Annotated in this window: 23 protein-coding genes; 12 read left to right on the top strand and 11 right to left on the bottom strand. The window is 61.5% G+C overall.

Annotated features, from left to right (window positions below; all coding sequences use genetic code 11):
- Positions 1-332: 332 nt before the first annotated feature.
- The gene (mprF, locus tag ACODTD_RS28610) at positions 333-2972 is read left to right on the top strand and encodes a bifunctional lysylphosphatidylglycerol flippase/synthetase MprF (protein ID WP_011332756.1); all 2640 of its coding nucleotides are present in this window, start codon (positions 333-335) and stop codon (positions 2970-2972) included.
- Complete coding sequence (locus ACODTD_RS28605) at positions 2972-4267, top strand: virulence factor family protein (protein ID WP_011332755.1); 1296 nt, start codon at positions 2972-2974, stop codon at positions 4265-4267. Before mprF ends, ACODTD_RS28605 begins: the two co-directional genes overlap by 1 nt.
- A 258-nt stretch (positions 4268-4525) precedes the next feature.
- Here the strand turns inward: ACODTD_RS28605 and ACODTD_RS28600 are convergent, their stop codons facing one another.
- Entirely contained in the window at positions 4526-6367 is a 1842-nt protein-coding gene (locus ACODTD_RS28600; RefSeq protein WP_373423134.1) for a potassium transporter Kup, read from the bottom strand.
- Positions 6368-6714: 347 nt separating this feature from the next.
- Here ACODTD_RS28600 and rimO point away from each other — a divergent pair, with 347 nt between their 5' ends.
- From rimO to tsaA, 6 genes are all read left to right on the top strand, one after another.
- Complete coding sequence (rimO, locus tag ACODTD_RS28595) at positions 6715-8052, top strand: 30S ribosomal protein S12 methylthiotransferase RimO (protein ID WP_011332753.1); 1338 nt, start codon at positions 6715-6717, stop codon at positions 8050-8052.
- A 111-nt stretch (positions 8053-8163) separates the two neighbouring features.
- Positions 8164-8637 carry a GNAT family N-acetyltransferase gene (locus ACODTD_RS28590; RefSeq protein WP_041475157.1) on the top strand — a complete coding sequence of 158 codons (474 nt, stop codon included), beginning with the start codon at positions 8164-8166 and terminating at the stop codon, positions 8635-8637.
- 83 nt (positions 8638-8720) lie between these two features.
- On the top strand, positions 8721-9431 hold the full coding sequence (locus tag ACODTD_RS28585; RefSeq protein WP_011332751.1) for an rRNA pseudouridine synthase: 711 nt from the start codon (positions 8721-8723) through the stop codon (positions 9429-9431).
- A gap of 73 nt (positions 9432-9504) precedes the next feature.
- Positions 9505-9972, top strand: a complete 468-nt coding sequence (locus tag ACODTD_RS28580) for a YehS family protein (RefSeq protein ID WP_007954948.1) — start codon at positions 9505-9507, stop codon at positions 9970-9972.
- A gap of 127 nt (positions 9973-10099) precedes the next feature.
- Entirely contained in the window at positions 10100-10870 is a 771-nt protein-coding gene (locus ACODTD_RS28575) for an SDR family oxidoreductase (RefSeq protein ID WP_285356672.1), read from the top strand.
- Positions 10871-10929: 59 nt separating this feature from the next.
- A complete protein-coding gene (gene tsaA, locus ACODTD_RS28570) occupies positions 10930-11628 on the top strand; it encodes a tRNA (N6-threonylcarbamoyladenosine(37)-N6)-methyltransferase TrmO (RefSeq protein WP_489105433.1) in 699 nt (232 codons plus the stop codon).
- Positions 11629-11697: 69 nt separating this feature from the next.
- On the opposite strand, the gene fpr is transcribed toward tsaA, so the two are convergent.
- Complete coding sequence (gene fpr, locus ACODTD_RS28565) at positions 11698-12477, bottom strand: ferredoxin-NADP reductase (protein WP_003222277.1); 780 nt, start codon at positions 12475-12477, stop codon at positions 11698-11700.
- A 144-nt stretch (positions 12478-12621) separates the two neighbouring features.
- On the opposite strand from fpr, the gene ACODTD_RS28560 reads away from it, so the two are divergent.
- Positions 12622-13548 (top strand): LysR family transcriptional regulator, encoded by a 927-nt coding sequence (locus ACODTD_RS28560; RefSeq protein WP_011332748.1) that lies wholly within the window; start codon positions 12622-12624, stop codon positions 13546-13548.
- Here the strand turns inward: ACODTD_RS28560 and ACODTD_RS28555 are convergent.
- The gene (locus tag ACODTD_RS28555; RefSeq protein ID WP_003222276.1) at positions 13545-13907 is read right to left on the bottom strand and encodes a diacylglycerol kinase; all 363 of its coding nucleotides are present in this window, start codon (positions 13905-13907) and stop codon (positions 13545-13547) included. The genes ACODTD_RS28560 and ACODTD_RS28555 overlap by 4 nt on opposite strands.
- A gap of 75 nt (positions 13908-13982) precedes the next feature.
- Complete coding sequence (erdR, locus tag ACODTD_RS28550; protein WP_007954938.1) at positions 13983-14633, bottom strand: response regulator transcription factor ErdR; 651 nt, start codon at positions 14631-14633, stop codon at positions 13983-13985.
- Here erdR and ACODTD_RS28545 point away from each other — a divergent pair.
- Complete coding sequence (locus ACODTD_RS28545; protein WP_181457886.1) at positions 14626-14799, top strand: hypothetical protein; 174 nt, start codon at positions 14626-14628, stop codon at positions 14797-14799. The genes erdR and ACODTD_RS28545 overlap by 8 nt on opposite strands.
- 58 nt (positions 14800-14857) lie before the next feature.
- Here ACODTD_RS28545 and ACODTD_RS28540 read toward each other — a convergent pair whose 3' ends face one another.
- Positions 14858-15601: a tRNA-uridine aminocarboxypropyltransferase gene (locus ACODTD_RS28540; RefSeq protein ID WP_011332747.1), complete on the bottom strand. Its 744-nt coding sequence runs from the start codon at positions 15599-15601 to the stop codon at positions 14858-14860.
- A 189-nt stretch (positions 15602-15790) separates the two neighbouring features.
- On the opposite strand from ACODTD_RS28540, the gene ACODTD_RS28535 reads away from it, so the two are divergent.
- A complete protein-coding gene (locus ACODTD_RS28535) occupies positions 15791-16216 on the top strand; it encodes a PA3611 family quorum-sensing-regulated virulence factor (RefSeq protein WP_011332746.1) in 426 nt (141 codons plus the stop codon).
- Here the strand turns inward: ACODTD_RS28535 and ACODTD_RS28530 are convergent, their stop codons facing one another.
- Complete coding sequence (locus ACODTD_RS28530) at positions 16217-16411, bottom strand: hypothetical protein (protein WP_011332745.1); 195 nt, start codon at positions 16409-16411, stop codon at positions 16217-16219.
- 353 nt (positions 16412-16764) lie between these two features.
- Here ACODTD_RS28530 and ACODTD_RS28525 point away from each other — a divergent pair, with 353 nt between their 5' ends.
- Entirely contained in the window at positions 16765-17883 is a 1119-nt protein-coding gene (locus ACODTD_RS28525; RefSeq protein WP_011332743.1) for an LOG family protein, read from the top strand.
- 66 nt (positions 17884-17949) lie between these two features.
- Here the strand turns inward: ACODTD_RS28525 and recX are convergent, their stop codons facing one another.
- The 5 genes from recX to ACODTD_RS28500 all read right to left on the bottom strand — a co-directional run.
- Positions 17950-18420, bottom strand: coding sequence for a recombination regulator RecX (recX, locus tag ACODTD_RS28520; protein WP_011332742.1), 471 nt, complete (start codon positions 18418-18420; stop codon positions 17950-17952).
- A gap of 8 nt (positions 18421-18428) precedes the next feature.
- Positions 18429-19487, bottom strand: a complete 1059-nt coding sequence (gene recA, locus ACODTD_RS28515) for a recombinase RecA (protein WP_003222269.1) — start codon at positions 19485-19487, stop codon at positions 18429-18431.
- 83 nt (positions 19488-19570) lie between these two features.
- Positions 19571-20071, bottom strand: coding sequence for a CinA family protein (locus ACODTD_RS28510; protein ID WP_041475156.1), 501 nt, complete (start codon positions 20069-20071; stop codon positions 19571-19573).
- A 68-nt stretch (positions 20072-20139) separates the two neighbouring features.
- Positions 20140-20670: a lysis system i-spanin subunit Rz gene (locus tag ACODTD_RS28505; protein ID WP_201816853.1), complete on the bottom strand. Its 531-nt coding sequence runs from the start codon at positions 20668-20670 to the stop codon at positions 20140-20142.
- Positions 20652-21132 (bottom strand): glycoside hydrolase family 19 protein (locus ACODTD_RS28500; protein WP_489105432.1); only part of this gene is annotated, 481 nt, incomplete at its 5' end. The genes ACODTD_RS28505 and ACODTD_RS28500, both read right to left, overlap by 19 nt.

Below are 21132 nucleotides of genomic sequence, written 5' to 3'. Positions count from 1 at the left end.
CGTCGGGCTCATAACCCGAAGGTCGTCGGTTCAAATCCGGCTCCCGCAACCAAACTTCAAAAAAGGCTACTCGAAAGAGTGGCCTTTTTTGTATCTGTGGAAAAAGTCCTTTCGCAACAATGATCTGTCACTGTGCAGTGAACCGTTCAGGATCTTCAGACCCACCGAGTTGCGACTATGCTTCAAGTCGCGGGCAAGGCGTCTGCAATCCAGGAGCTGCCCTCGCCGATACCCGGTGAGAGGCGTAGTATTTTGTGATTATTTTTTTCTACAGGGATTGGTAACTTGGCTGGATACCTCCATCCTGTCGCGCACAATCCAAGAGGTGATTGATGCGCGCCAACTCGTCTGATTCACAAGACACCATCACAGCGAACCCACCGATCAAGCCTGAGCGTCTGCGCCTGCTGGATCGGATCAGCAAATACCGGCAACCGATCGGTCTGGCGGTCACTTTGCTGCTGTTCGCCATCGCACTGATTGCCTGTCGCCATCTGCTCAGCGAACTCGATCTCGACGCCCTGCACGACTCGATACTCGACGTGCCGAAACCGGCCCTGCTCGGTGCCCTCGGTGCGACGGTCGTCGGCTTCATTATCCTGCTCGGCTATGAATGGTCGGCCAGTCGTTATGCCCGCGTGACGCTGGCGCCGAAAGTGCTGGCACTGGGCGGTTTCACCGCGTTTGCCATCGGCAACGCCATCGGCCTGTCGATGCTGTCCGGTGGCTCGGTGCGTTACCGTTTATATGCACGACATGGCCTGGGCGCTTCCGAAGTCGCGCACATGACCCTGTTCGCCAGCCTGTCGCTGGGCTGCGCCCTGCCGCCGCTGGCTGCGCTTGCGACCCTGAGCAACCTGCCCGCCGCGTCACAGGCCCTGGGGCTGTCCGAGACCTTGTTGGGCACGATTGCCGGCGTGGTGCTGCTGCTCGGCGCGATCCTGGCCATCGGCATCTATCGCCGTCGCCTGCCGGAACAACCCTATCCGGACAACCTGTTGGTCCGGGCCGGTCGCCGCACCCTGCGCCTGCCGGGTCGCCGCCTGACCTTCCTGCAACTGGTCATCACCGCCCTCGACGTCGCCGCTGCTGCGACCGTCCTTTATCTGCTGCTGCCGGAAGCGCCACCCTTCGGTGCATTCCTGCTGGTTTATCTGCTGGCGCTGGCGGCCGGCGTGCTCAGTCACGTTCCGGGTGGCGTGGGCGTCTTTGAAGCAATTCTGCTGGCCGCGTTCGCCGACAAGCTCGGCGCCGCGCCACTGGCTGCTGCCCTGCTCCTGTATCGCCTGATCTATGTGGTGCTGCCGTTGCTGGTGGCCTGCGTGCTGCTGCTGATCAATGAAGGCCAGCGCCTGTTTCAGTCGCAGACCATGCGTGCGGCTTCCGGTCTGGCGGCACCGATTCTCGCGGTGCTGGTGTTCCTGTCCGGCGTGGTGCTGCTGTTTTCCGGGGCGACGCCAGAGATCGACACCCGTCTTGAACACATCGGTTTTCTGATTCCCCACCGTCTGGTCGATGCTTCGCACTTTGGCGCCAGCCTGATCGGCGTGCTGTGCCTGATGCTCGCTCAAGGCCTGCGTCGCCGGTTGTCGGCGGCGTGGATGCTGACCACCATTCTGTTGCTGGTGGGCGCCCTGCTCTCGCTGCTCAAGGGTTTCGACTGGGAAGAAGCGACCCTGATGACCCTCACCGCCGCGCTGCTGGGGGTGTTCCGCCGTTCGTTCTACCGCCCGAGCCGCCTCACCGAACTGCCGTTCTCGCCGCTGTATCTGGTGGCCAGCCTGTGCGTACTCGGTGCCTCGACCTGGCTTTTGCTGTTCGCTTATCAGGACGTTCCTTACAGCCATCAACTGTGGTGGCAGTTCACCCTCGACGCCGACGCCCCGCGCGGCTTGCGCTCACTGCTCGGCGCCGCCGTGTTGCTGCTGGTGATTGCCCTGACCTGGCTGCTGCGCACTGCTCGCCCGGTGATTCACCTGCCGACACCCGATGAGCTGGAACGCGCCTCGAAAATTCTGATGGCCTCCTCGCAACCGGACGGTGGCCTGGCCCTGACCGGTGACAAGGCGCTGCTGTTTCATCCCAACGACGAAGCCTTCCTGATGTACGCCCGTCGCGGCCGCAGCCTCGTGGCCCTGTACGACCCGATCGGCCCCGGCCAGCAACGGGCCGAAATGATCTGGCAGTTCCGCGACCTGTGCGACATCCATCACGCCCGCCCGGTGTTCTATCAGGTGCGCGCCGAGAACCTGCCGTACTACATGGACATCGGCCTGACCGCGATCAAGCTCGGCGAAGAAGCCCGGGTCGATCTGCATCGCTTTGACCTGGAAGCCAAGGGCAAGGAGATGAAAGACCTGCGCTACACCTGGAACCGTGGCACCCGCGACGGCCTGTCGCTGGAAATCCATGAGCCGGGCCAGGCGCCGATGGATGAGCTCAAGGTGATTTCCGATGCCTGGCTGACCGGCAAGAACGTGCGCGAGAAAGGCTTCTCCCTCGGCCGCTTCAGCGACGATTACCTGAAGCATTTCCGCATCGCGGTGATTCGCTTCGAAGGGCGTCCGGTGGCGTTCGCCAACCTGCTCGAGACCTACAGCCATGACCTGGCCAGTCTCGACCTGATGCGCGCGCACCCGGACGCCCCCAAACTGACCATGGAATTCATGATGGTCGGTCTGATTCAACACTATAAGAGTCACGGATACGCGCGCTTCAGCCTGGGCATGGTGCCGCTGTCGGGGTTGCAACCCCGGCGCGGGGCACCGCTGACCCAGCGTCTGGGTTCGATGGTTTTCCGCCGTGGTGAGCAGCTGTACAACTTCCAAGGCTTGCGCCGCTTCAAAGACAAGTTCCAGCCTGACTGGGAACCCCGTTATATGGCAGTGCCCGCCGGACTCGATCCGCTGGTGGCACTGGCCGATACTGCTGCCCTGATCGCGGGCGGCTTGACTGGATTGGTGAAACGCTGATGATTCAACGCTCCCTGAAGTACATCCTGGTCGCACTGCTGGTGCTGGCCGCGATTGCCGGTGGCGGTTTCTGGTACCTCAAACGCCCGGCACCGGAACCGACCCTCGAACAGCTCACTCCGGCCGATGGCGCTGCCATGACCCGGGTCATCCCCGGTACCAAGCCCAAGGCGCAGGTGCTGGTGGCGGTCAACGACGACCAGAAACTCAGCGACAAGCAACTGAGCACTCTGAGCCGCAGCGCTTCGGCGCAGATCGTTCAGGTGATCCTGCCCAAGGACTGCCTGCTGCAAAGCCGCGCCCTGCAGGCCGGCCTGCGCGAACTGAACGGCCCAGCGACCCTGGTCAGCGGCATCGGCCCCGGCGCCGTCCTGGCGTGGCGCTGGCTGTCCGAGCAGAAAGACGACAAGGCACAGGCCGTCTCCGTCGACCTGGCCCTGGAAAAACCCGGCTGCACTCACCTGCTGCCAAAAGCCGCCGCCCACGGCCACTGGCTGGTGGCGTGGAACGACAACCCGGACGACACCAGCGCCGGTTTCGTGCGCGATCAACCGAACGCCGAGACCAGCATCAGCGACTACGACATCAACCTGCCGCAAGTGCTGAACAACGAACTGCGCAAGATCCTCGTAGGCGGCGACAAGGCCAACGGCGGCCTGCAGATCCCGGTGGTGGAAGTCCCTGCCGGCCAGGCCAAGGACACCGTGACCCTGTTCCTGTCCGGTGACGGCGGCTGGCGCGATCTGGACCGCGACGTGGCCGGTGAAATGGCCAAGATCGGCTACCCGGTGGTCGGCATCGACACCCTGCGCTACTACTGGCAGCACAAGAGCCCGGAACAGAGCGCCCTGGACCTGACCGAACTGATGCAGCACTACCGCCAGAAATGGGGCACCAAGCGCTTCATCCTGACCGGCTACTCGTTCGGCGCCGACGTCCTGCCGGCCATCTACAACCGCCTGCCGGAAACCGAGCAGCAGCGCGTCGACGCAATCATTCTGCTGGCCTTCGCCCGCACCGGCAGCTTCGAAATCGAAGTCGAAGGCTGGCTCGGCAACGCCGGCAAAGAAGCCGCCACCGGCCCGGAAATGGCCAAGCTGCCACCGGCCAAGGTCGTGTGCATCTACGGTGAAGAAGAAACCGATGAAAGCGGTTGCACCGACAAGACGGCGGTGGGCGAAGCGGTGAAGCTACCTGGCGGCCACCACTTCGACGAGAACTACCCGGCGCTGGCCAAGCGTCTGGTGGATCTGATCGAGAAGCGCCAGAACTCGGCGCAGGTGGCGGAGGAGTGATCTGAAGCGCCCCCAAAAAAGCCCCCGCAACTTCGCAGTTGCGGGGGCTTTTTCGTTTTGGCAAACACCCGAGATCCTTGTGGGAGCCGGGCTTGCCCGCGATGGCGATGGGTCAGGCAGCTGATTTGTAAACTGATACACCGCATTCGCGGGCAAGCCCGCTCCCACAGGGATCTCCACTGGATTCTGATAAGTGCACAAACACAAAAAAGCCCCCGCCAGCCACAAGGCTGACGGGGGCTTTTTGATGACGCCGGTTTACATCTCCACCTGCGTCCCCAACTCAATCACCCGGTTCAGCGGCAGATTGAAGAACCGCAGGTTCCCGTTGGCATTCTTCAACATGAACGCAAACAGCGCTTCACGCCAACGGGCCATGCCTTCGAGCTTCGAGGCGATAACCGTTTCGCGGCTGAGGAAGTAGGTGGTGCGCATCGGGCTGAAGTCCAGATCATCCAGGTGGCACAGTTTCAGCGCCTGCGGGACGTCCGGTTCGTCGGTGAAGCCGAAGTGCAGGATCACCCGGAAGAAGCCTTCGCCGTGGGCTTCGACTTCGAAGCGCCGGGATGGCGGGACGCGCGGGATGTCTTCGTAGACCACGGTCAGCAGCACCACTTGTTCGTGCAGCACCTGGTTGTGCAGCAGGTTGTGCAACAGCGCGTGCGGCACCGCGTCGGAACGGGCGGTGAGGAACACGGCGGTGCCCTGCACGCGGTGTGGAGGCTGCACGCGGATGCTGCTGATAAAGATCGGCAGCGGCAGCGCGCCTTCGTCGAGGCGCTCGACCAGCAGTTGCTTGCCGCGCTTCCAGGTGGTCATCAGCACGAACAGCGCGATACCGGCGATCACCGGGAAGGCGCCGCCCTGGACGATTTTCGGCACATTGGCGGCGAAGTACAGGCCGTCCACCAACAGGAAGCCGATCAGCACCGGCACCGCCAGAATCGGTGGCCATTTCCACAGCAGCAGCATCACGGCCGACACCAGAATCGTGGTCATCAACATCGTGCCGGTCACCGCCACGCCGTAGGCCGAAGCCAGGGCGCCGGAGGACTCGAAGCCGATCACCAGCAACACCACGCCGACCATCAGCGACCAGTTCACCGCACCGATGTAGATCTGGCCCTGCTCGTCGCTGGAGGTGTGCTGGATGTACATGCGCGGGATGTAACCGAGCTGGATCGCCTGACGGGTCAGGGAGAACGCGCCGGAAATCACCGCCTGGGACGCGATCACCGTGGCCAGGGTCGACAGACCGACCAGCGGAATCAACGCCCAGCTCGGGGCCAGCAGGTAGAACGGGTTGCGCGCGGCGTCCGGGTTCTCCAGCAGCAAGGCGCCCTGACCGAAGTAGTTGAGCACCAGCGCCGGCAGCACCAGCAGGAACCACGCACGGGCAATCGGCTTGCGGCCGAAGTGGCCCATGTCGGCGTACAGCGCTTCGGCACCGGTCAGCGCCAGCACCACGGCGCCGAGGATCGCCACGCCCATGCCCGTATGAACCATGAAAAAGCGCACGGCCCAGACCGGGTTCATCGCGTGCAGCACTTCCGGGTAATGGCTGATGCCGTAGACGCCGAGGGCACCGAGCACCAGGAACCAGGTGACCATGATCGGCCCGAACAGAATGCCGATCCGCGCCGTGCCGTGTTTCTGGATCAGAAACAGACCCACCAGCACCACCAGTGACAGCGGCACCACCCAGTGGTCGATGCCGTCAAAAGCCAGGCCCAGACCTTCGATGGCCGAGAGTACGGAAATCGCCGGGGTGATCATGCTGTCGCCATAGAACAGCGCTGCGCCGATCAGCCCGCAGACCACCAGCAGCGTGCGCAACCGCTTGCGCCCCGCCGCCGCCCGACGGGCCAGCGCGGTGAGCGCCATGATCCCGCCTTCGCCCTGGTTGTCGGCGCGCAGCACGAACATCATGTACTTGATTGAAACGACCCAGATCAGCGACCAGAAAATCAGCGACAGAATGCCGAGCACCCCGTCGTGATTGACAGGCACGCCATAAGCGCCGGAAAACACTTCTTTGAGGGTGTACAACGGGCTCGTGCCGATGTCGCCGTAAACTACCCCGACCGCCGCGACCAGCATGCTCAGCGGCTTGGTGGCCGAACCTTCGGCGCCCGCCGCGTGACTACTTGCCTGACCCATCCAACACTCCTGATTCCCAGACCGGCTTCTTATATGAAGCACTATGCTTTGTGTGCAGCATGCGCGTTTTTACGCCCTGTAACAGACGTTTTCTTGACTGTAAAAATTCAGTAAAGCGCAACGGCGCGAAGCATAGCGCAGCACTCGTCGTATTTCCCTGTATAAAGCTGGTCAAGTGCGCTGCTCGTCGCTAGAATTGCGCACTTTTTGATCAGAGGCGCAGTTCAAGCGCCCATCCGTCGGTTACCGAACCAGGCAAGCGACGTCACAAAACACCGAGGTTAGACATGTCCACCACTCCTGCGCCGGCCAATCCAAAGGTTGGCTTCGTTTCTCTGGGTTGCCCGAAAGCACTGGTCGACTCCGAGCGCATCCTGACCCAGCTGCGCATGGAAGGCTATGACGTGGTGTCCACCTATCAGGACGCCGACGTGGTCGTGGTCAACACCTGCGGCTTCATCGACTCGGCCAAGGCCGAATCGCTGGAAGTCATCGGCGAAGCGATCAAGGAAAACGGCAAGGTCATCGTGACCGGCTGCATGGGCGTCGAAGAAGGCAATATCCGTGACGTGCACCCGAGCGTGCTGGCCGTCACCGGTCCGCAGCAGTACGAGCAAGTGGTCAACGCGGTGCACGAAGTCGTGCCGCCGAAGCAGGATCACAACCCGCTGATCGACCTGGTGCCGCCGCAAGGCATCAAGCTGACCCCGCGCCACTACGCGTACCTGAAGATTTCCGAAGGCTGCAACCACAGCTGCAGCTTCTGCATCATCCCGTCGATGCGCGGAAAACTGGTCAGCCGTCCGGTGGGTGACGTGCTCGACGAAGCCCAGCGTCTGGTCAAATCCGGCGTGAAGGAACTGCTGGTGATTTCCCAGGACACCAGCGCCTATGGCGTTGACGTCAAATACCGCACCGGTTTCTGGAACGGCGCGCCGGTGAAAACCCGCATGACCGAACTGTGCGAAGCGCTGAGCACCCTCGGCGTCTGGGTCCGTCTGCACTACGTTTACCCGTACCCGCACGTCGACGAGCTGATCCCGCTGATGGCCGCCGGCAAGATCCTGCCGTACCTGGACATCCCGTTCCAGCACGCCAGCCCGAAAGTCCTCAAGTCGATGAAACGCCCGGCGTTCGAAGACAAGACCCTGGCGCGGATCAAGAACTGGCGCGAGATCTGCCCGGACCTGATCATCCGTTCGACCTTCATCGTCGGCTTCCCCGGCGAAACCGAAGAAGACTTCCAGTACCTGCTGGACTGGCTGACCGAAGCCCAGCTAGACCGCGTCGGCTGCTTCCAGTATTCGCCGGTCGAAGGCGCTCCAGCCAACGATCTGGATCTGGAAGTGGTTCCGGACGACGTCAAGCAAGACCGCTGGGAACGCTTCATGGCGCACCAGCAGGCCATCAGTTCGGCGCGCCTGCAACTGCGCATCGGCCGTGAAATCGAAGTACTGGTGGACGAAGTCGACGAGCAGGGCGCGGTCGGCCGCTGCTTCTTCGATGCCCCGGAAATCGACGGCAATGTGTTCATCGACAACGGCAGCAACCTGAAGCCAGGCGACAAGGTCTGGTGCAAGGTGACCGACGCCGACGAATACGACCTCTGGGCCGAACAGATCTAAGCGCGAAAAATACAGAAAGCCCCGCTCTCTTTTACGAGATGCGGGGCTTTTTTACGGCTATCGTTTGGGGTGGGAAGGACTCCCTCATCCATGACAAAGAGGCTATCGGGCATGCGTCACCACTCGGTCATCCACACGCCGAAACTCAGCGATTATCAGGAACTGACCCGGGTCTGGGAGGCCTCGGTTCGCGCGACCCACGATTTCCTGCCGGAATCCTACATCGAGCTGCTGAAGAATCTGGTGCTGACCCGCTACCTCGATGCGGTGATGCTGATCTGCACCCGCGACAGCCACCAGCGCATCACCGGGTTTGCCGGGGTCGCGGCGGGCAAGATCGAAATGCTGTTCATCGACCCGGCCCATCGCGGCCAGGGCCTTGGCAAGAAACTGTTGAAGTACGCGATGGAACACCTGAACGCCGACGAACTGGACGTCAACGAACAGAACCCGCAGGCGCTGGGGTTTTACTTCAAGCAAGGGTTCGAAGTGATCGGCCGCTCGGAAGTCGATGGCATGGGCCAGCCGTATCCGCTGTTGCACATGCGCCTGAAACAACCGGAGCAGCGCGCGGTACGCGGCTAAAAGCCACACGGCGCAAATGCAATCGGGCTTAACCGGCCCCAGGCAGGTACAATGCCCACCCCTTTTTTGTTACGGCCCCTGTCATGACTGACCCGATTCGCCTCTCCAAACGCCTCATCGAGCTGGTCGGTTGCTCCCGCCGGGAGGCCGAGCTGTTCATTGAGGGCGGCTGGGTCACCGTGGACGGCGAAGTCATCGACGAGCCGCAGTTCAAGGTCGGCGACCAGAAAGTCGAGCTCGACAAGGACGCCAAGGCCACCGCGCCGGAGCCGGTGACTATCCTGCTCAACGTGCCGGCGGGCATGGATGTCGACAGCGCCATGCAGTCGCTGAACGCCGAAACCCTCAGCGAAGAACACCGCTACGGCAAACGTCCGCTGCGCGGGCACTTCCTGCGCCTGACCGCCAGCGCCGACCTGCAACCCAAGGCCAGCGGCCTGCTGGTGTTCACCCAGGACTGGAAGGTGCTGCGCAAGCTCACCGCCGACGCGGCCAAGATCGAGCAGGAATACGTGGTCGAAGTCGAAGGCGACATGGTTGCCCACGGCCTCAATCGCCTGCAGCACGGCCTCACCCACAAGGGCAAGGAGCTGCCGCCGGTCAAGGCCAGTTGGCAGAACGAGAACCGCCTGCGCTTCGCCATGAAGAACCCGCAACCGGGGATCATCGCCCAGTTCTGCGAAGCGGTCGGCCTGAAGGTGATCGGCATCCGCCGCATCCGCATCGGCGGCGTGTCCATCGGCAAGGTGCCGGTCGGCCAATGGCGCTATCTGTCCGGCAAAGAGAAATTCTAAGGCTCGCAAGCCACCCTACATTTCCGGCATCGCGCCCGCGCAATGCCCACAGCGAACAATCAGGATTGCACACATGGTTCACAACGACGTTCTGCGCAGCGTGCGCTACATGCTCGACATCAGCGACAAGAAAGTGGTCGAGATCATCAAACTCGGCGGCCTGGACGTCACGCTGGCTGATGTCGTGACGTACCTCGACAAGAAAGAAGAAGACGAAGAAGGTTTCGTGCGCTGCCCGGACGAAGTCATCGCGCACTTCCTCGACGGTCTGGTGATCTTCAAGCGCGGCAAGGACGAAAGCCGTCCGCCGCTGCCGATCGAACTCCCGGTGACCAACAACATCATCCTGAAAAAGCTGCGCGTGGCCTTCGAACTGAAGGAAGACGACATGCACGCGATCCTCAAGGCTGCCGAGTTCCCGGTGTCCAAGCCTGAGCTGAGCGCGCTGTTCCGCAAGGTCGGCCACACCAACTACCGCCCGTGCGGCGATCAGTTGCTGCGCAATTTCCTCAAGGGCCTGACCCTGCGCGTTCGCGGTTGACCCATTCGATCACGGCGACTTCGGTCGCCGTTTTCATGCATGCCGTTCCATTCCTTCCAAAAATAGTGGCTCCGCTTTTTGCGGCCGGCGACTAGGGTGTACTGAACCCTAGCCCTCAGGATTCGCCATGCACCCGTATTTCTCCCTGCAAGGCCGCACCGCCCTGGTGACCGGCGGCACCCGTGGTATCGGCAAAATGATCGCCAAGGCCTATGTCGAGGCCGGCGCCCGCGTGTACGTCTGTTCCCGTGACGCGAAAGCCTGCCATCAAACCGCTGAAGAACTCAGTGCTCTGGGCACTTGTCTGGGCATGGCGGCGAACCTGGCGACCGAAGAAGGCGTGAAAGAGCTGGCCGCGCGACTGGGCGAGCAGATCACGCATCTGGACATTCTGGTGAACAACGCCGGCACGACGTGGGGCGCGCCGCTGGAGAGCTACCCGGTCAAGGGCTGGGAGAAAGTCATGCAGCTCAACGTGACCTCGGTGTTCAGTTGCATCCAGCAATTTCTGCCGTTGTTGCGCAAATCCGGCTCGGCGGCCAATCCGGCGCGGATCATCAACATCGGTTCGGTGGCGGGGATTTCTTCCTTTGGTGAACAGGCCTACGCCTACGGACCGAGCAAGGCCGCCCTTCATCAGCTGTCGCGGATCCTCGCCCGGGAACTGGTGAGCCAGCACATCAACGTCAACGTCATCGCACCGGGGCGCTTTCCGAGCAAGATGACCCAGCACATCGGCAGTGATCAACAGGCGCTGGCCGAAGACACCGCGCTGATCCCGATGAAACGCTGGGGCCGCGAGGAAGAGATGGCGGCGCTGGCGATCAGCCTGGCGAGTACAGCCGGGGCGTACATGACCGGGAATATCATTCCGCTGGATGGCGGGTTCAGTCTTTAGATCGGCGACGCGGCCGGACGGGTTATCATGCCCGCCCTGCTCCGCTTCGAATGCAAACCATGACTTACAGCGTCTCCCCCATCGGCTTCGTCCGCTCCTGCTTCAAGGAGAAGTTCGCCATCCCGCGCCAGCCGCAACTGGCCCCCGCCGCCCGTGGCGTGCTGGAGCTGGTGGCGCCGTTCGATCAGGGCGATGCGGTGCAGGGGCTGGAGCAGGTCAGTCATGTCTGGCTGCTGTTCCTGTTCCATCAGGCGCTGGAAGACAAGCCGCGCCTCAAGGTCCGCCCTCCGCGCCTCGGTGGCAACAAATCCATGGGCGTGTTCGCCACCCGCGCCACGCACCGGCCGAACGGCATCGGTCAGTCGGTGGTGAAGCTGGACAAGGTCGAGGCCAATCGCCTGCTCATCTCCGGTATCGACCTGCTGGACGGCACGCCGATTCTCGACATCAAACCCTACGTGCCCTACGCCGACATCATCACTGACGCTTCCAACAGCATCGCCAGTGCCGCGCCGCACCTGATCGACGTACAGTGGACGGACGCGGCGCTGCAACAGGCGCACACGCACGCTCAGCGCCTGGCCGAGCCCTTGGTCGAGCTGATCGAGCAATGCCTGGCCCAGGATCCGCGCCCGGCGTATCAGACGCCAATGCCAGAGCGCGAATACGGCGCGCAGTTCTGGGATCTGGATGTGCGCTGGCATTACCCGACGCCCGAACAGATCCGCGTCCTGGAAGTCATCCCCGCCGCTGACTGAACCCCGAAAACGAAAAAGCCCGCGCTGCCTTCTCAGGCAACGCGGGCTTTTCTATCGGCATCGTCGGGATTATTTCTCGACGAATGCGCGCTCGATCAGGTAGTCACCCGGCTCGCGCATCCGCGCCGAGATCTTCAGGCCGAAGCTGTCGAGCACTTCGCTGGTCTCGTCGAGCATGCTCGGGCTGCCGCAGATCATCGCGCGGTCGTCCTGCGGGTTGATCGGTGGCAGGCCGATGTCGCTGAACAGCTTGCCGCTGCGCATCAGGTCGGTCAGGCGACCCTGATTCTCGAACGGTTCGCGAGTCACGGTCGGGTAGTAGATCAGCTTGTCACGCAGCGCTTCGCCGAAGAACTCGTTTTGCGGCAGGTGCTCGGTGATGAACTCGCGGTAGGCGACTTCATTGACGTAACGAACACCGTGAACCAGGATCACTTTTTCGAAGCGCTCGTAGGTTTCCGGGTCCTGGATCACGCTCATGAACGGCGCCAGACCGGTGCCGGTACTCAGCAGGTACAGGTGCTTGCCCGGGTTCAGGTCGTCCAGCACCAGGGTGCCGGTCGGTTTTTTCGAGATGATGATCTCGTCGCCTTCCTTCAGGTGCTGCAACTGGGAGGTCAGCGGACCGTCCGGCACCTTGATGCTGAAGAACTCGAGATGCTCTTCCCAGTTCGGGCTGGCGATCGAGTAAGCGCGCATAAGCGGGCGGCCGTTTGGCTGTTGCAGGCCGATCATCACGAACTGACCGTTCTCGAAGCGCAGGCCCGGATCGCGGGTGCACTTGAAGCTGAACAGAGTGTCGTTCCAGTGATGAACACTGAGGACACGCTCGTGGTTCATGTTGCTCATGTACGTGGGACTCCTGGAGATTGATCTGCGCCTGCCCGGCTCTTGTTGAAGAATGCCGACGGTGCGCAATTGCATCGCATTCTAATAGCGCCGACAATATCTGTTAACTGGATTATTAAGATAAGGGTTATCGGTTATATCGATATGCGATTTACTCTTCGTCAACTGCAAGTCTTCGTCGCCGTCGCCCAACAGGAGAGCGTGTCCCGCGCAGCGGGTCTGCTCAACCTGTCGCAATCGGCCGCCAGCACTTCCATCACCGAACTGGAGCGCCAGTCCAGCTGCCAGCTGTTCGATCGCGCCGGCAAACGCCTGAGCCTCAACGCCCTCGGCAAACAGTTGCTGCCGCAAGCGGTGGCCCTGCTCGATCAGGCCAAGGAAATCGAAGACCTGCTCAACGGCAAATCCGGTTTCGGCTCGCTGTCAGTGGGCGCAACCCTGACCATCGGCAATTACCTGGCGACGCTGCTGATCGGCGGTTTCATGCAGCGCCACCCGGAAAGCCAGGTGAAGCTGCATGTGCAGAACACTGCCAATATCGTGCAACAGGTTGCTCATTACGAAATTGATCTGGGTCTAATCGAAGGCGATTGCAGCCATCCGGACATCGAAGTGCAGAGTTGGGTCGAGGATGAACTGGTGGTGTTCTGCGCCCCACAGCATCCGTTGGCCAAGCGCGGCAGCGCGACCATGGAAGAGTTGACGCACGAAGCGTGGATTTTGCGGGAGCAGGGTTCGGGGACGCGCCTGACCTTCGATCAGGCGATGCGGCATCACCGCAGCGCGCTGAACATCCGGCTGGAGCTGGAACACACCGAAGCGATCAAGCGCGCCGTGGAATCAGGCCTGGGAATTGGCTGCATCTCGCGTCTTGCGCTGCGTGACGCCTTCCGGCGCGGCAGCCTGGTACCGGTGGAGACGCCGGATCTGGATCTGGCGCGGCAGTTCTATTTCATCTGGCACAAGCAAAAGTACCAGACCTCTGCCATGCGCGAATTCCTCGACCTGTGCCGCGCTTTCACCGCCGGGGTGCAGCGCAGCGACGAGATCGTTCTGCCGAGCATCGCTTAAAGCAGAATCACCGCCCACACCAGGGCGATCATGCTCAGTGCCACGAATTGCGCGGCACTGCCCATGTCCTTGGCGTTCTTGGACAGCGGATGCAACTCCAGCGAGATGCGGTCGATGGCCGCCTCCACCGCCGAATTCAACAGCTCGACGATCAGCGCCAGCAGGCACACGGCAATCAGCAGCGCCTGCTCGACCCGGCTGACATTGAGGAAAAACGTCAGTGGAATCAGCACCACGTTGAGCAACACCAGTTGGCGGAAAGCCGCTTCGCCGGTGAAGGCGGCGCGCAAGCCGTCCAGCGAATATCCGGAAGCGTTGAGGATGCGTTTCAGGCCCGTCTGGCCCTTGAAAGGTGACATAAAGTAGATAACCGACCGAAAGGAAGTGGGGAAGCTAGATCAACGAAAGTCAAAAAAGCGTGAAGACGCCAGCGCTTACTGGCTCGGAATTGACTCAAGTTGTTGCAGCAGTAAAGCGGCCTGGGTCCGGGTTCGCACGTTCAACTTGCGAAAAATCGCCGTGACGTGGGCCTTGATGGTCGCTTCGGACACGCTCAGCTCGTAGGCGATCTGCTTGTTCAACAAGCCTTCGCAGACCATGGTCAACACCCGGAACTGCTGTGGCGTCAGGCTGGCGAGGCCATCGCTGGCAGCCTTGGCTTCATCCGAAACGCTGACCGCTTCGAACGCCTGGGGTGGCCAGAACACGTCCCCGTCCAACACTTTACGCACCGCTTCCTGAATCACGCTCAGGTCGCTGGACTTGGGAATGAAACCACTGGCACCGAATTCCCGGGACTTGACCATCACCGAGGCTTCTTCCTGGGCCGAAACCATCACCACCGGAATCTGCGGGTATTGACCGCGCAGCATCACCAGCCCGGAAAATCCGAAAGCGCCCGGCATGTTCAGGTCCAGCAGCACCAGATCCCAGTCAGCCTTTTCGGTCAGGCGGGTTTCCAGCTCGGCGATGCTCGCCACCTCCACCATTCGTACGTCCGGGCCAAGGCCCATCGTCACCGCTTGATGCAGTGCGCTACGAAAAAGAGGGTGATCATCGGCAATCAGGATGTCGTATGTGGCCATTTTTCAAATGATCCTGTTTTTGATGGCCGGCCCGCGCATTCGGGTCGTGCCAAAGCAAATCCAGATACCGCCCGGCAGCGGCATCCACAGGGGCACGTTCAACGCCAATCACGAACAAAAACGGCGTTTCAAACCTTGGCCGCACCCCAATCGGCGCCAAGCATGACCAGCGAAGCCGGGGTGGTCAAGCCGCACGGCCACTGCTTTAGCAGTATGGGCCAGGATCAGGCCGGTGCTGGCGCCGCGTTTCGGATATAGGGCAGCAATTCGGCATGGGCCGGCGTCGACACATTGACGTCCAGTTGCTGCTTGGCCCCCAGATAATGCTGGCTGAACACATCGAAATAGGCATCCAGCGCCGATGCGGCGTCAGAATCGCCGGCCAGTTCCAGGCACAGCGCCGCCACTTCGGCGGTGCACAGGTGCTCGCTGCGGGTCGAGCGGCGCAGGCGATAGCGCGACAGCTTGTCGGGCAACAGGCTCAGAATCGGCAAACGGTCGAAATACGGGCTCTTGCGGAAAATCTTCCGGGCTTCGGTCCAGGTCGCGTCCAGCAGGATGAACAGCGGACGCTTGCTGCTATCGAGATCCACGGTGTTGGTCACCCGCGAAGGTTCGACGTACTCGCCGGGGAACACCAGATACGGCTGCCATTGCGGGTCGTTCAGCAGCGCCAGCAGTTGCTCGTCGGGCTCGGTCCGCGACCAGATAAAGGCATGGTTGTCGCGCACGATGTCGGCGATCAACCAGCCGGTGTTGCTGGGTTTGAACACTTCCTTGCCGGTCATGATCAGGCAAACGCCCGAACGCGCATCGACCGTCGGCCGCCAGGCACACAGGCAATGGCTGATGATCACCCGGCAATCGCGGCAACGCGGGGAGCGAAAGCCCCGGGCCTGGATCGGCTTGATGCCCTCGTCCTCGCGCTGATCGCGCAGGCGGGCCACGGCGTTGGGGGCATGATTCATCGCAGACGGCACCGGCAGGCAGGGAAACTCGACACGAACGACACTCAGCAGGGCAATAAAGGCCGGCAGTTTACCAGAGCGACGGGCACAAGCCTGTACCCTCCCGACCGGCTCCCCTATAATTCGCCGCCACTGAACGCACAGTCACGTGGCTGGTCGAACCACCAGTCACTGAACCAGGAGAGTTTCATGCTGCGCCTTATCGTTCCCACCGCTGCCATTCTGCTGGCCTCGTCCTTCAGCGCTCAGGCTGCATCCCTGAGTGAGCAGAATCTGAACCGAGAGCTGCGCAATGTCGCCGCACAAAGCAGCGTCGGCACGCCACGGGCGATCAACGAAGACATTCTTGATCAGGGCTACACCGTCGAAGGCACCACGCTGGTCAATCACCTTAGCGTGCAAAAGAGCCACGCCGACAAAATGCGCGCCGATCCCAAAGCCGTGTATTTCCAGCTGGGCGCTTCGGTCTGCAACAACCCGTCGTACCGCAAGCTGATGGCCAAGGGCGCGATCATGCGTTACGACTTCACCGAAGTGAAAACCAACAAGGCGATCGGCTCCGCCAGCTACCAGGAATCGGATTGCCCGAAAGCGGCTCCAGCGAAGAAGAAGTAATCATCTCGACGTGGCGCGCCGCTGTTCATCCTCGGCGCGCAGTTCGGCCAGCAAGGCCTGCAAGTAACGCGAGCGGCGCTCCCCTCCCGCCAGGCGTCGGCAGCACTCCTCTTCGAGACTCACATGATTGGTCTCGGCTGATGCTTTCAACAATCGATACAGCTGCGCATCGATCTCCAGAATGACTCTGGTCATGTGTCCCGCCTCCTTGCCACCCGCAAATCCTTGAATAGCGTGCACCTTGCGTACGGTCGTTGACGCAAAGTTGTCGTACGGCGCCTTTAACTTAGTAAATCAGAGCATTCAGCCCTCGACGTGGCATCGGACGAGCGGTGAAAACACTTCGAAAAGCGGCAATAAGCAGTTGCCAGGAAAGACTTTGCGGCGTAATGCTCGATGAGCGAAAAATGCTTTGAGGGTCTAGATTCAACGTATTCCCGTTCATTTTTCTAACGGCAGGAAAGGAGCTGCCGGCTGTTTGTTTTCTTGCAGCGCGGCACTGACGCCGCACGTCAGGGCCGAAAGCTCTGTGCAGAAGGAGAAGTTGCATGCCTTACCAACCGAATGACCTGCTCAGCCGTCATTTTCAGGAAAGCGGCCACGACCTCATCAGCAAGGTCGAAGAACAACTCAACCTGGTGTCACCCGACAGCCCGAATTCCCCCATTTACCGAGACATGATCCTGACCGTGCTGCGCATGGCCCAGGAAGACCACAACCGCTGGAACGCCAAGATCACCCTGCAAGCCCTGCGCGAACTGGAGCAGGCCTTTCGCACCCTTGAACAGTTCAAGGGGCGACGCAAGGTCACGGTGTTCGGTTCGGCTCGAACCCCGGTCGAACATCCCCTTTACGCCATGGCTCGGGAACTCGGGGCCTCGCTGGCTCGCTCGAACATGATGGTCATCACTGGTGCCGGCGGCGGAATCATGGCCGCGGCCCATGAAGGCGCCGGCCGCGATCACAGCCTGGGGTTCAATATCACCCTGCCCTTCGAACAACATGCCAACCCCACCGTGGACGGCACCAACAACCTGCTGCCGTTCCATTTTTTCTTCACCCGCAAGCTGTTCTTCGTCAAGGAAGCCGATGCGCTGGTGTTGTGCCCCGGCGGGTTCGGCACCCTGGACGAAGCCCTGGAAGTGCTCACGCTGATCCAGACCGGCAAAAGCCCCTTGGTGCCGGTGGTTCTGCTGGACGCACCGGGCGGGACGTTCTGGCAAGGCGCGCTGGACTTCATCCGCCAGCAACTGGAGGAAAATCGCTACATCCTGCCGACCGACCTGAAGCTGATGCGCCTGGTCTACAACGTTGAAGAGGCGGTGGAGCAGATCAACCAGTTCTACGGCAACTTCCATTCCAGCCGCTGGCTCAAGCGCCAGTTTGTCATTCGCATGAACCACAAGCTGAGCGATCAGGCCCTCGACCATATGCAGGAAGCGTTTGCCGATCTGTGCCTGAGCGATCAGTTCCATCAACACGCCTACAGCGGCGAAGAACACGACGAGGCTCAATTCAGCCACCTCACGCGTCTGGCATTCGCCTTCAACGCCCGGGATCACGGGCGTCTGCGGGAGCTGGTGGACTACATCAATCTGCCGGAAAACTGGGCCCAGTCAAAACCCCAGACCGCGCAACGCACCCGCGAACCGTCGAAGGTAACGTGAAGGCAAAAAAAAACGGCCCGCTATCGAAATAGCGGGCCGTTTTTTTTTGATTGAAGCTGGAGCGATTTAATCGTCCATTCCTCTGCCGCTGAACAAGCGGTTGATCATCTCCATCGAGAATCCCCGGTACGCCAGGAATCGACCTTGTCTGGCGCGTTCCTTGGCATCGCCGGGAAGTTGTCCGGAGAACTTCCGTTGCCACGTGTCCGTTAGCTGCTCCTGCCAGTTGATGCCGCTATCGCGCAAGGCGAGTTCGATATCGGCGCGTTGCAAACCGCGCTGGCTCAGTTCTTCGCGAATCCGCAGAGGGCCATAACCGGAGCGGGCGCGATAGGAAACAAAGCTTTCAAGATAGCGGGCTTCGGAAAGCAGCCCTTCTTCCGTCAATCGGTCGAGGGCTGTTTCGATCATCTCGGGGGGAGCGCCACGCTGACGCAGTTTGCGCGTCAGCTCGACTCGACCGTGCTCGCGGCGTGCGAGCAGGTCCATGGCGGTTCGCCGCACCGCGACGAGGGTATCGAGTACGGCGGTTGTCATCGGTGCAATCAGATGTCAGCGTCAGCCAGGTCGTCTTCGGTCTCTTTGACCGCAGAAGCCTTGGAGTCGGCGATCACGGCTGGCGACAGTAGCTTGTCACGCAGTTGCTTCTCGAGCTTGGCCGCGACTTCCGGGTTGTCCGCCAGGAACTTGGCCGAGTTGGCCTTGCCCTGACCGATCTTGGTGCCTTCGTAGGCATACCAGGCGCCGGACTTCTCGACGAACCCGTGCAGAACGCCCAGGTCGATCATCTCGCCGTTCAGGTAGATACCCTTGCCGTAGAGAATCTGGAACTCGGCCTGACGGAACGGCGAAGCCACCTTGTTCTTCACAACCTTGACGCGGGTTTCGCTGCCGACCACTTCGTCGCCTTCCTTCACCGCGCCGGTACGGCGGATGTCGAGACGAACCGAGGCGTAGAACTTCAGCGCGTTACCACCGGTGGTGGTTTCCGGGCTGCCGAACATCACGCCGATCTTCATGCGGATCTGGTTGATGAAGATCACCAGGCAGTTGGCGTTCTTGATGTTACCGGTGATTTTACGCAGCGCCTGGGACATCAGACGGGCTTGCAGGCCCACGTGCATGTCACCCATTTCGCCTTCGATTTCTGCCTTCGGTACCAGAGCGGCCACGGAGTCGACGATGATCACGTCAACGGCGTTGGAGCGCACCAGCATGTCGGTGATTTCCAGGGCCTGCTCGCCGGTGTCCGGCTGGGAAACCAGCAGGTCGTCGACATTGACGCCCAGCTTGCCGGCGTACTCTGGGTCGAGGGCGTGTTCGGCGTCGACGAAGGCGCAGGTCGCACCGGCTTTTTGAGCCTGGGCGATCACGGACAGCGTCAGTGTGGTTTTACCGGAAGATTCAGGACCGTAGATTTCAACGATACGGCCTTTTGGCAGGCCGCCGATGCCGAGTGCGATGTCCAGACCCAGAGAGCCGGTGGAAATGGCCGGGATCGCCTGACGGTCCTGATCGCCCATACGCATTACGGCACCCTTGCCGAATTGACGTTCGATCTGACCCAGGGCCGCAGCCAAGGCTTTCTTCTTGTTGTCGTCCATTAAAGTCCTCACGTAATCAATAAGGCCTGACGGCCAACACCTGTATAAGTAGCCAGTATTATTCCACAGCGTTCACGGATCGCCTACCCCTGATTTTCGATTTCTCGTGCCGCTAGTCGCAGCAAGCCCTCTAGCGCGGCCTTCACCGTTTGTCGGCGGACGTCGTCGCGGTTGCCGGGGAAGTGCTGGACCTCGCTGGAAACCTGGTCGCCCACGCCCCACGCCAGCCAGACGGTGCCCACCGGTTTGTTCGGCGAACCACCGTCCGGCCCGGCCACGCCGCTGACCGCCACGGCAAACCGCGCCAGGCTTTTCTCCCGGGCGCCGCGCACCATGGCCTCGACCACCTCGCGACTGACCGCACCCACAGTGCCGAACAGCTCCGTCGGTACATTCAGCTGCTGGGTTTTCTGGCGGTTGGAGTAGGTCACGTAACCCGCTTCGAACCACGCCGAACTTCCCGGAATCCGGGTGATGGCTTCGGCAATCCCGCCACCGGTACAGGACTCGGCCGTCGTGACGTGGGCATTGAGCAACTGCAGGCGTCGGCCAAGTTCGGCCGCCAATTGAGTGATTTCTTTCACGGCGCGCTCCGGATCGGATGGAATGGGTACCACCGTACACGAGCCGGTTGCGCTTTCAATACACAAGCTTATTCAAAATGTGCGGGCGCCAGCGCTCTGATATAGGCCTGACAAGCCTGCAAGGCAATCAGTCCGCGGTCGCCTTCGCCGGTGATGGCGACAATTCGTCGAGCATGCGCCGGGTCAAGTCGGGCGCGTACGGCTGCATGATCCACGCCGCCGGCGCCGGAGGTGGCTGGCACACCGCAGCCTTGGGCAGCGTCGCCTGCGTCGATGAGGACTGACAGGCGCAGATCAGCAGTGGCAAGACGATCACGCAAGCGATCCTGATCACGTTGGGCATCGTTCAGTGCTCGGTAATGGGTTTGTTCACTGGCCGTGAGTCGTTGCTCCAGGGCCATGCGCTTGTCCTGTTCGGCCTGTTGCGCGGTGGCGGCCGTCAGAGTCAGTTGATTGAGGGTTTCGGCGTGCAACCGCGCCTGTTCGGCCAGTTGGCGGCCGTAGCGCCAATCCTGAAACTGCCAGGCCAGCGCCGCCGAACCTGCGGCCAGCAGCATCAGACCGATCAGCCGCCAGACGCTCAGACCGAAGGCAGGCATAACACCGCCCTCGCCCGCCCCCAGAGTTCCAGGCGATCCTGCAAACCGTTCAACCCTCCGTTGATCCGCCGGGTAATGCTGTTGAACTGATCCTGATCCGCCAGCGCGTTCAAACCGTTCTGCGCCCAGAACCACGCGGCGGACTCGGCCGCCCATTGCGGTTGTTCCAGCAGTTCCGGCAGCGCCAGCAAGCGCTCGTCACCGAACAGCCCGAGGCTGCACTGGCGATAGTTGGCGCGGCCGGTGATCTGGATCAGCCCGCGCCCGCGATACTTCTGCCCGTCGCCATCGGCCTCGGGCGTGTTGCCCAATCGCAACGCCAGCGTACCGGTGTCGTACTTGCTCAGGTATTGGTTGTTGCCCAGTTCACGCACGTACTGCAATTGCCCCGATTCGTGTCCGATCTGGGCGAGAAACGCGGCAATACGCTTGGGCGTGTCGAGGGGGGGGGGGGGGGGGGGG

Source organism: Pseudomonas sp. FG35 (assembly GCF_057809295.1).
Note: the sequence above shows the minus strand (reverse complement) of the source record. Positions and strands in the feature narration are given on the sequence as shown.

Coding starts and splice junctions, on each gene's coding strand:
- ACODTD_RS28535 (WP_011332746.1), top strand. CDS start 15,791: ATGCTGCGCCTTATCGTTCCCACCGCTGCCATTCTGCTGGCCTCGTCC.
- ACODTD_RS28580 (WP_007954948.1), top strand. CDS start 9,505: ATGGTTCACAACGACGTTCTGCGCAGCGTGCGCTACATGCTCGACATC.
- fpr (WP_003222277.1), bottom strand. CDS start 12,477: ATGAGCAACATGAACCACGAGCGTGTCCTCAGTGTTCATCACTGGAAC.
- tsaA (WP_489105433.1), top strand. CDS start 10,930: ATGACTTACAGCGTCTCCCCCATCGGCTTCGTCCGCTCCTGCTTCAAG.
- mprF (WP_011332756.1), top strand. CDS start 333: ATGCGCGCCAACTCGTCTGATTCACAAGACACCATCACAGCGAACCCA.
- ACODTD_RS28505 (WP_201816853.1), bottom strand. CDS start 20,670: ATGCCTGCCTTCGGTCTGAGCGTCTGGCGGCTGATCGGTCTGATGCTG.
- ACODTD_RS28600 (WP_373423134.1), bottom strand. CDS start 6,367: ATGCTGGTCGCGGCGGTCGGGGTAGTTTACGGCGACATCGGCACGAGC.
- recA (WP_003222269.1), bottom strand. CDS start 19,487: ATGGACGACAACAAGAAGAAAGCCTTGGCTGCGGCCCTGGGTCAGATC.
- erdR (WP_007954938.1), bottom strand. CDS start 14,633: ATGGCCACATACGACATCCTGATTGCCGATGATCACCCTCTTTTTCGT.
- ACODTD_RS28575 (WP_285356672.1), top strand. CDS start 10,100: ATGCACCCGTATTTCTCCCTGCAAGGCCGCACCGCCCTGGTGACCGGC.
- ACODTD_RS28540 (WP_011332747.1), bottom strand. CDS start 15,601: ATGAATCATGCCCCCAACGCCGTGGCCCGCCTGCGCGATCAGCGCGAG.
- ACODTD_RS28605 (WP_011332755.1), top strand. CDS start 2,972: ATGATTCAACGCTCCCTGAAGTACATCCTGGTCGCACTGCTGGTGCTG.
- ACODTD_RS28590 (WP_041475157.1), top strand. CDS start 8,164: ATGCGTCACCACTCGGTCATCCACACGCCGAAACTCAGCGATTATCAG.
- ACODTD_RS28585 (WP_011332751.1), top strand. CDS start 8,721: ATGACTGACCCGATTCGCCTCTCCAAACGCCTCATCGAGCTGGTCGGT.
- ACODTD_RS28555 (WP_003222276.1), bottom strand. CDS start 13,907: ATGTCACCTTTCAAGGGCCAGACGGGCCTGAAACGCATCCTCAACGCT.
- ACODTD_RS28560 (WP_011332748.1), top strand. CDS start 12,622: ATGCGATTTACTCTTCGTCAACTGCAAGTCTTCGTCGCCGTCGCCCAA.
- ACODTD_RS28525 (WP_011332743.1), top strand. CDS start 16,765: ATGCCTTACCAACCGAATGACCTGCTCAGCCGTCATTTTCAGGAAAGC.
- ACODTD_RS28530 (WP_011332745.1), bottom strand. CDS start 16,411: ATGACCAGAGTCATTCTGGAGATCGATGCGCAGCTGTATCGATTGTTG.
- rimO (WP_011332753.1), top strand. CDS start 6,715: ATGTCCACCACTCCTGCGCCGGCCAATCCAAAGGTTGGCTTCGTTTCT.
- recX (WP_011332742.1), bottom strand. CDS start 18,420: ATGACAACCGCCGTACTCGATACCCTCGTCGCGGTGCGGCGAACCGCC.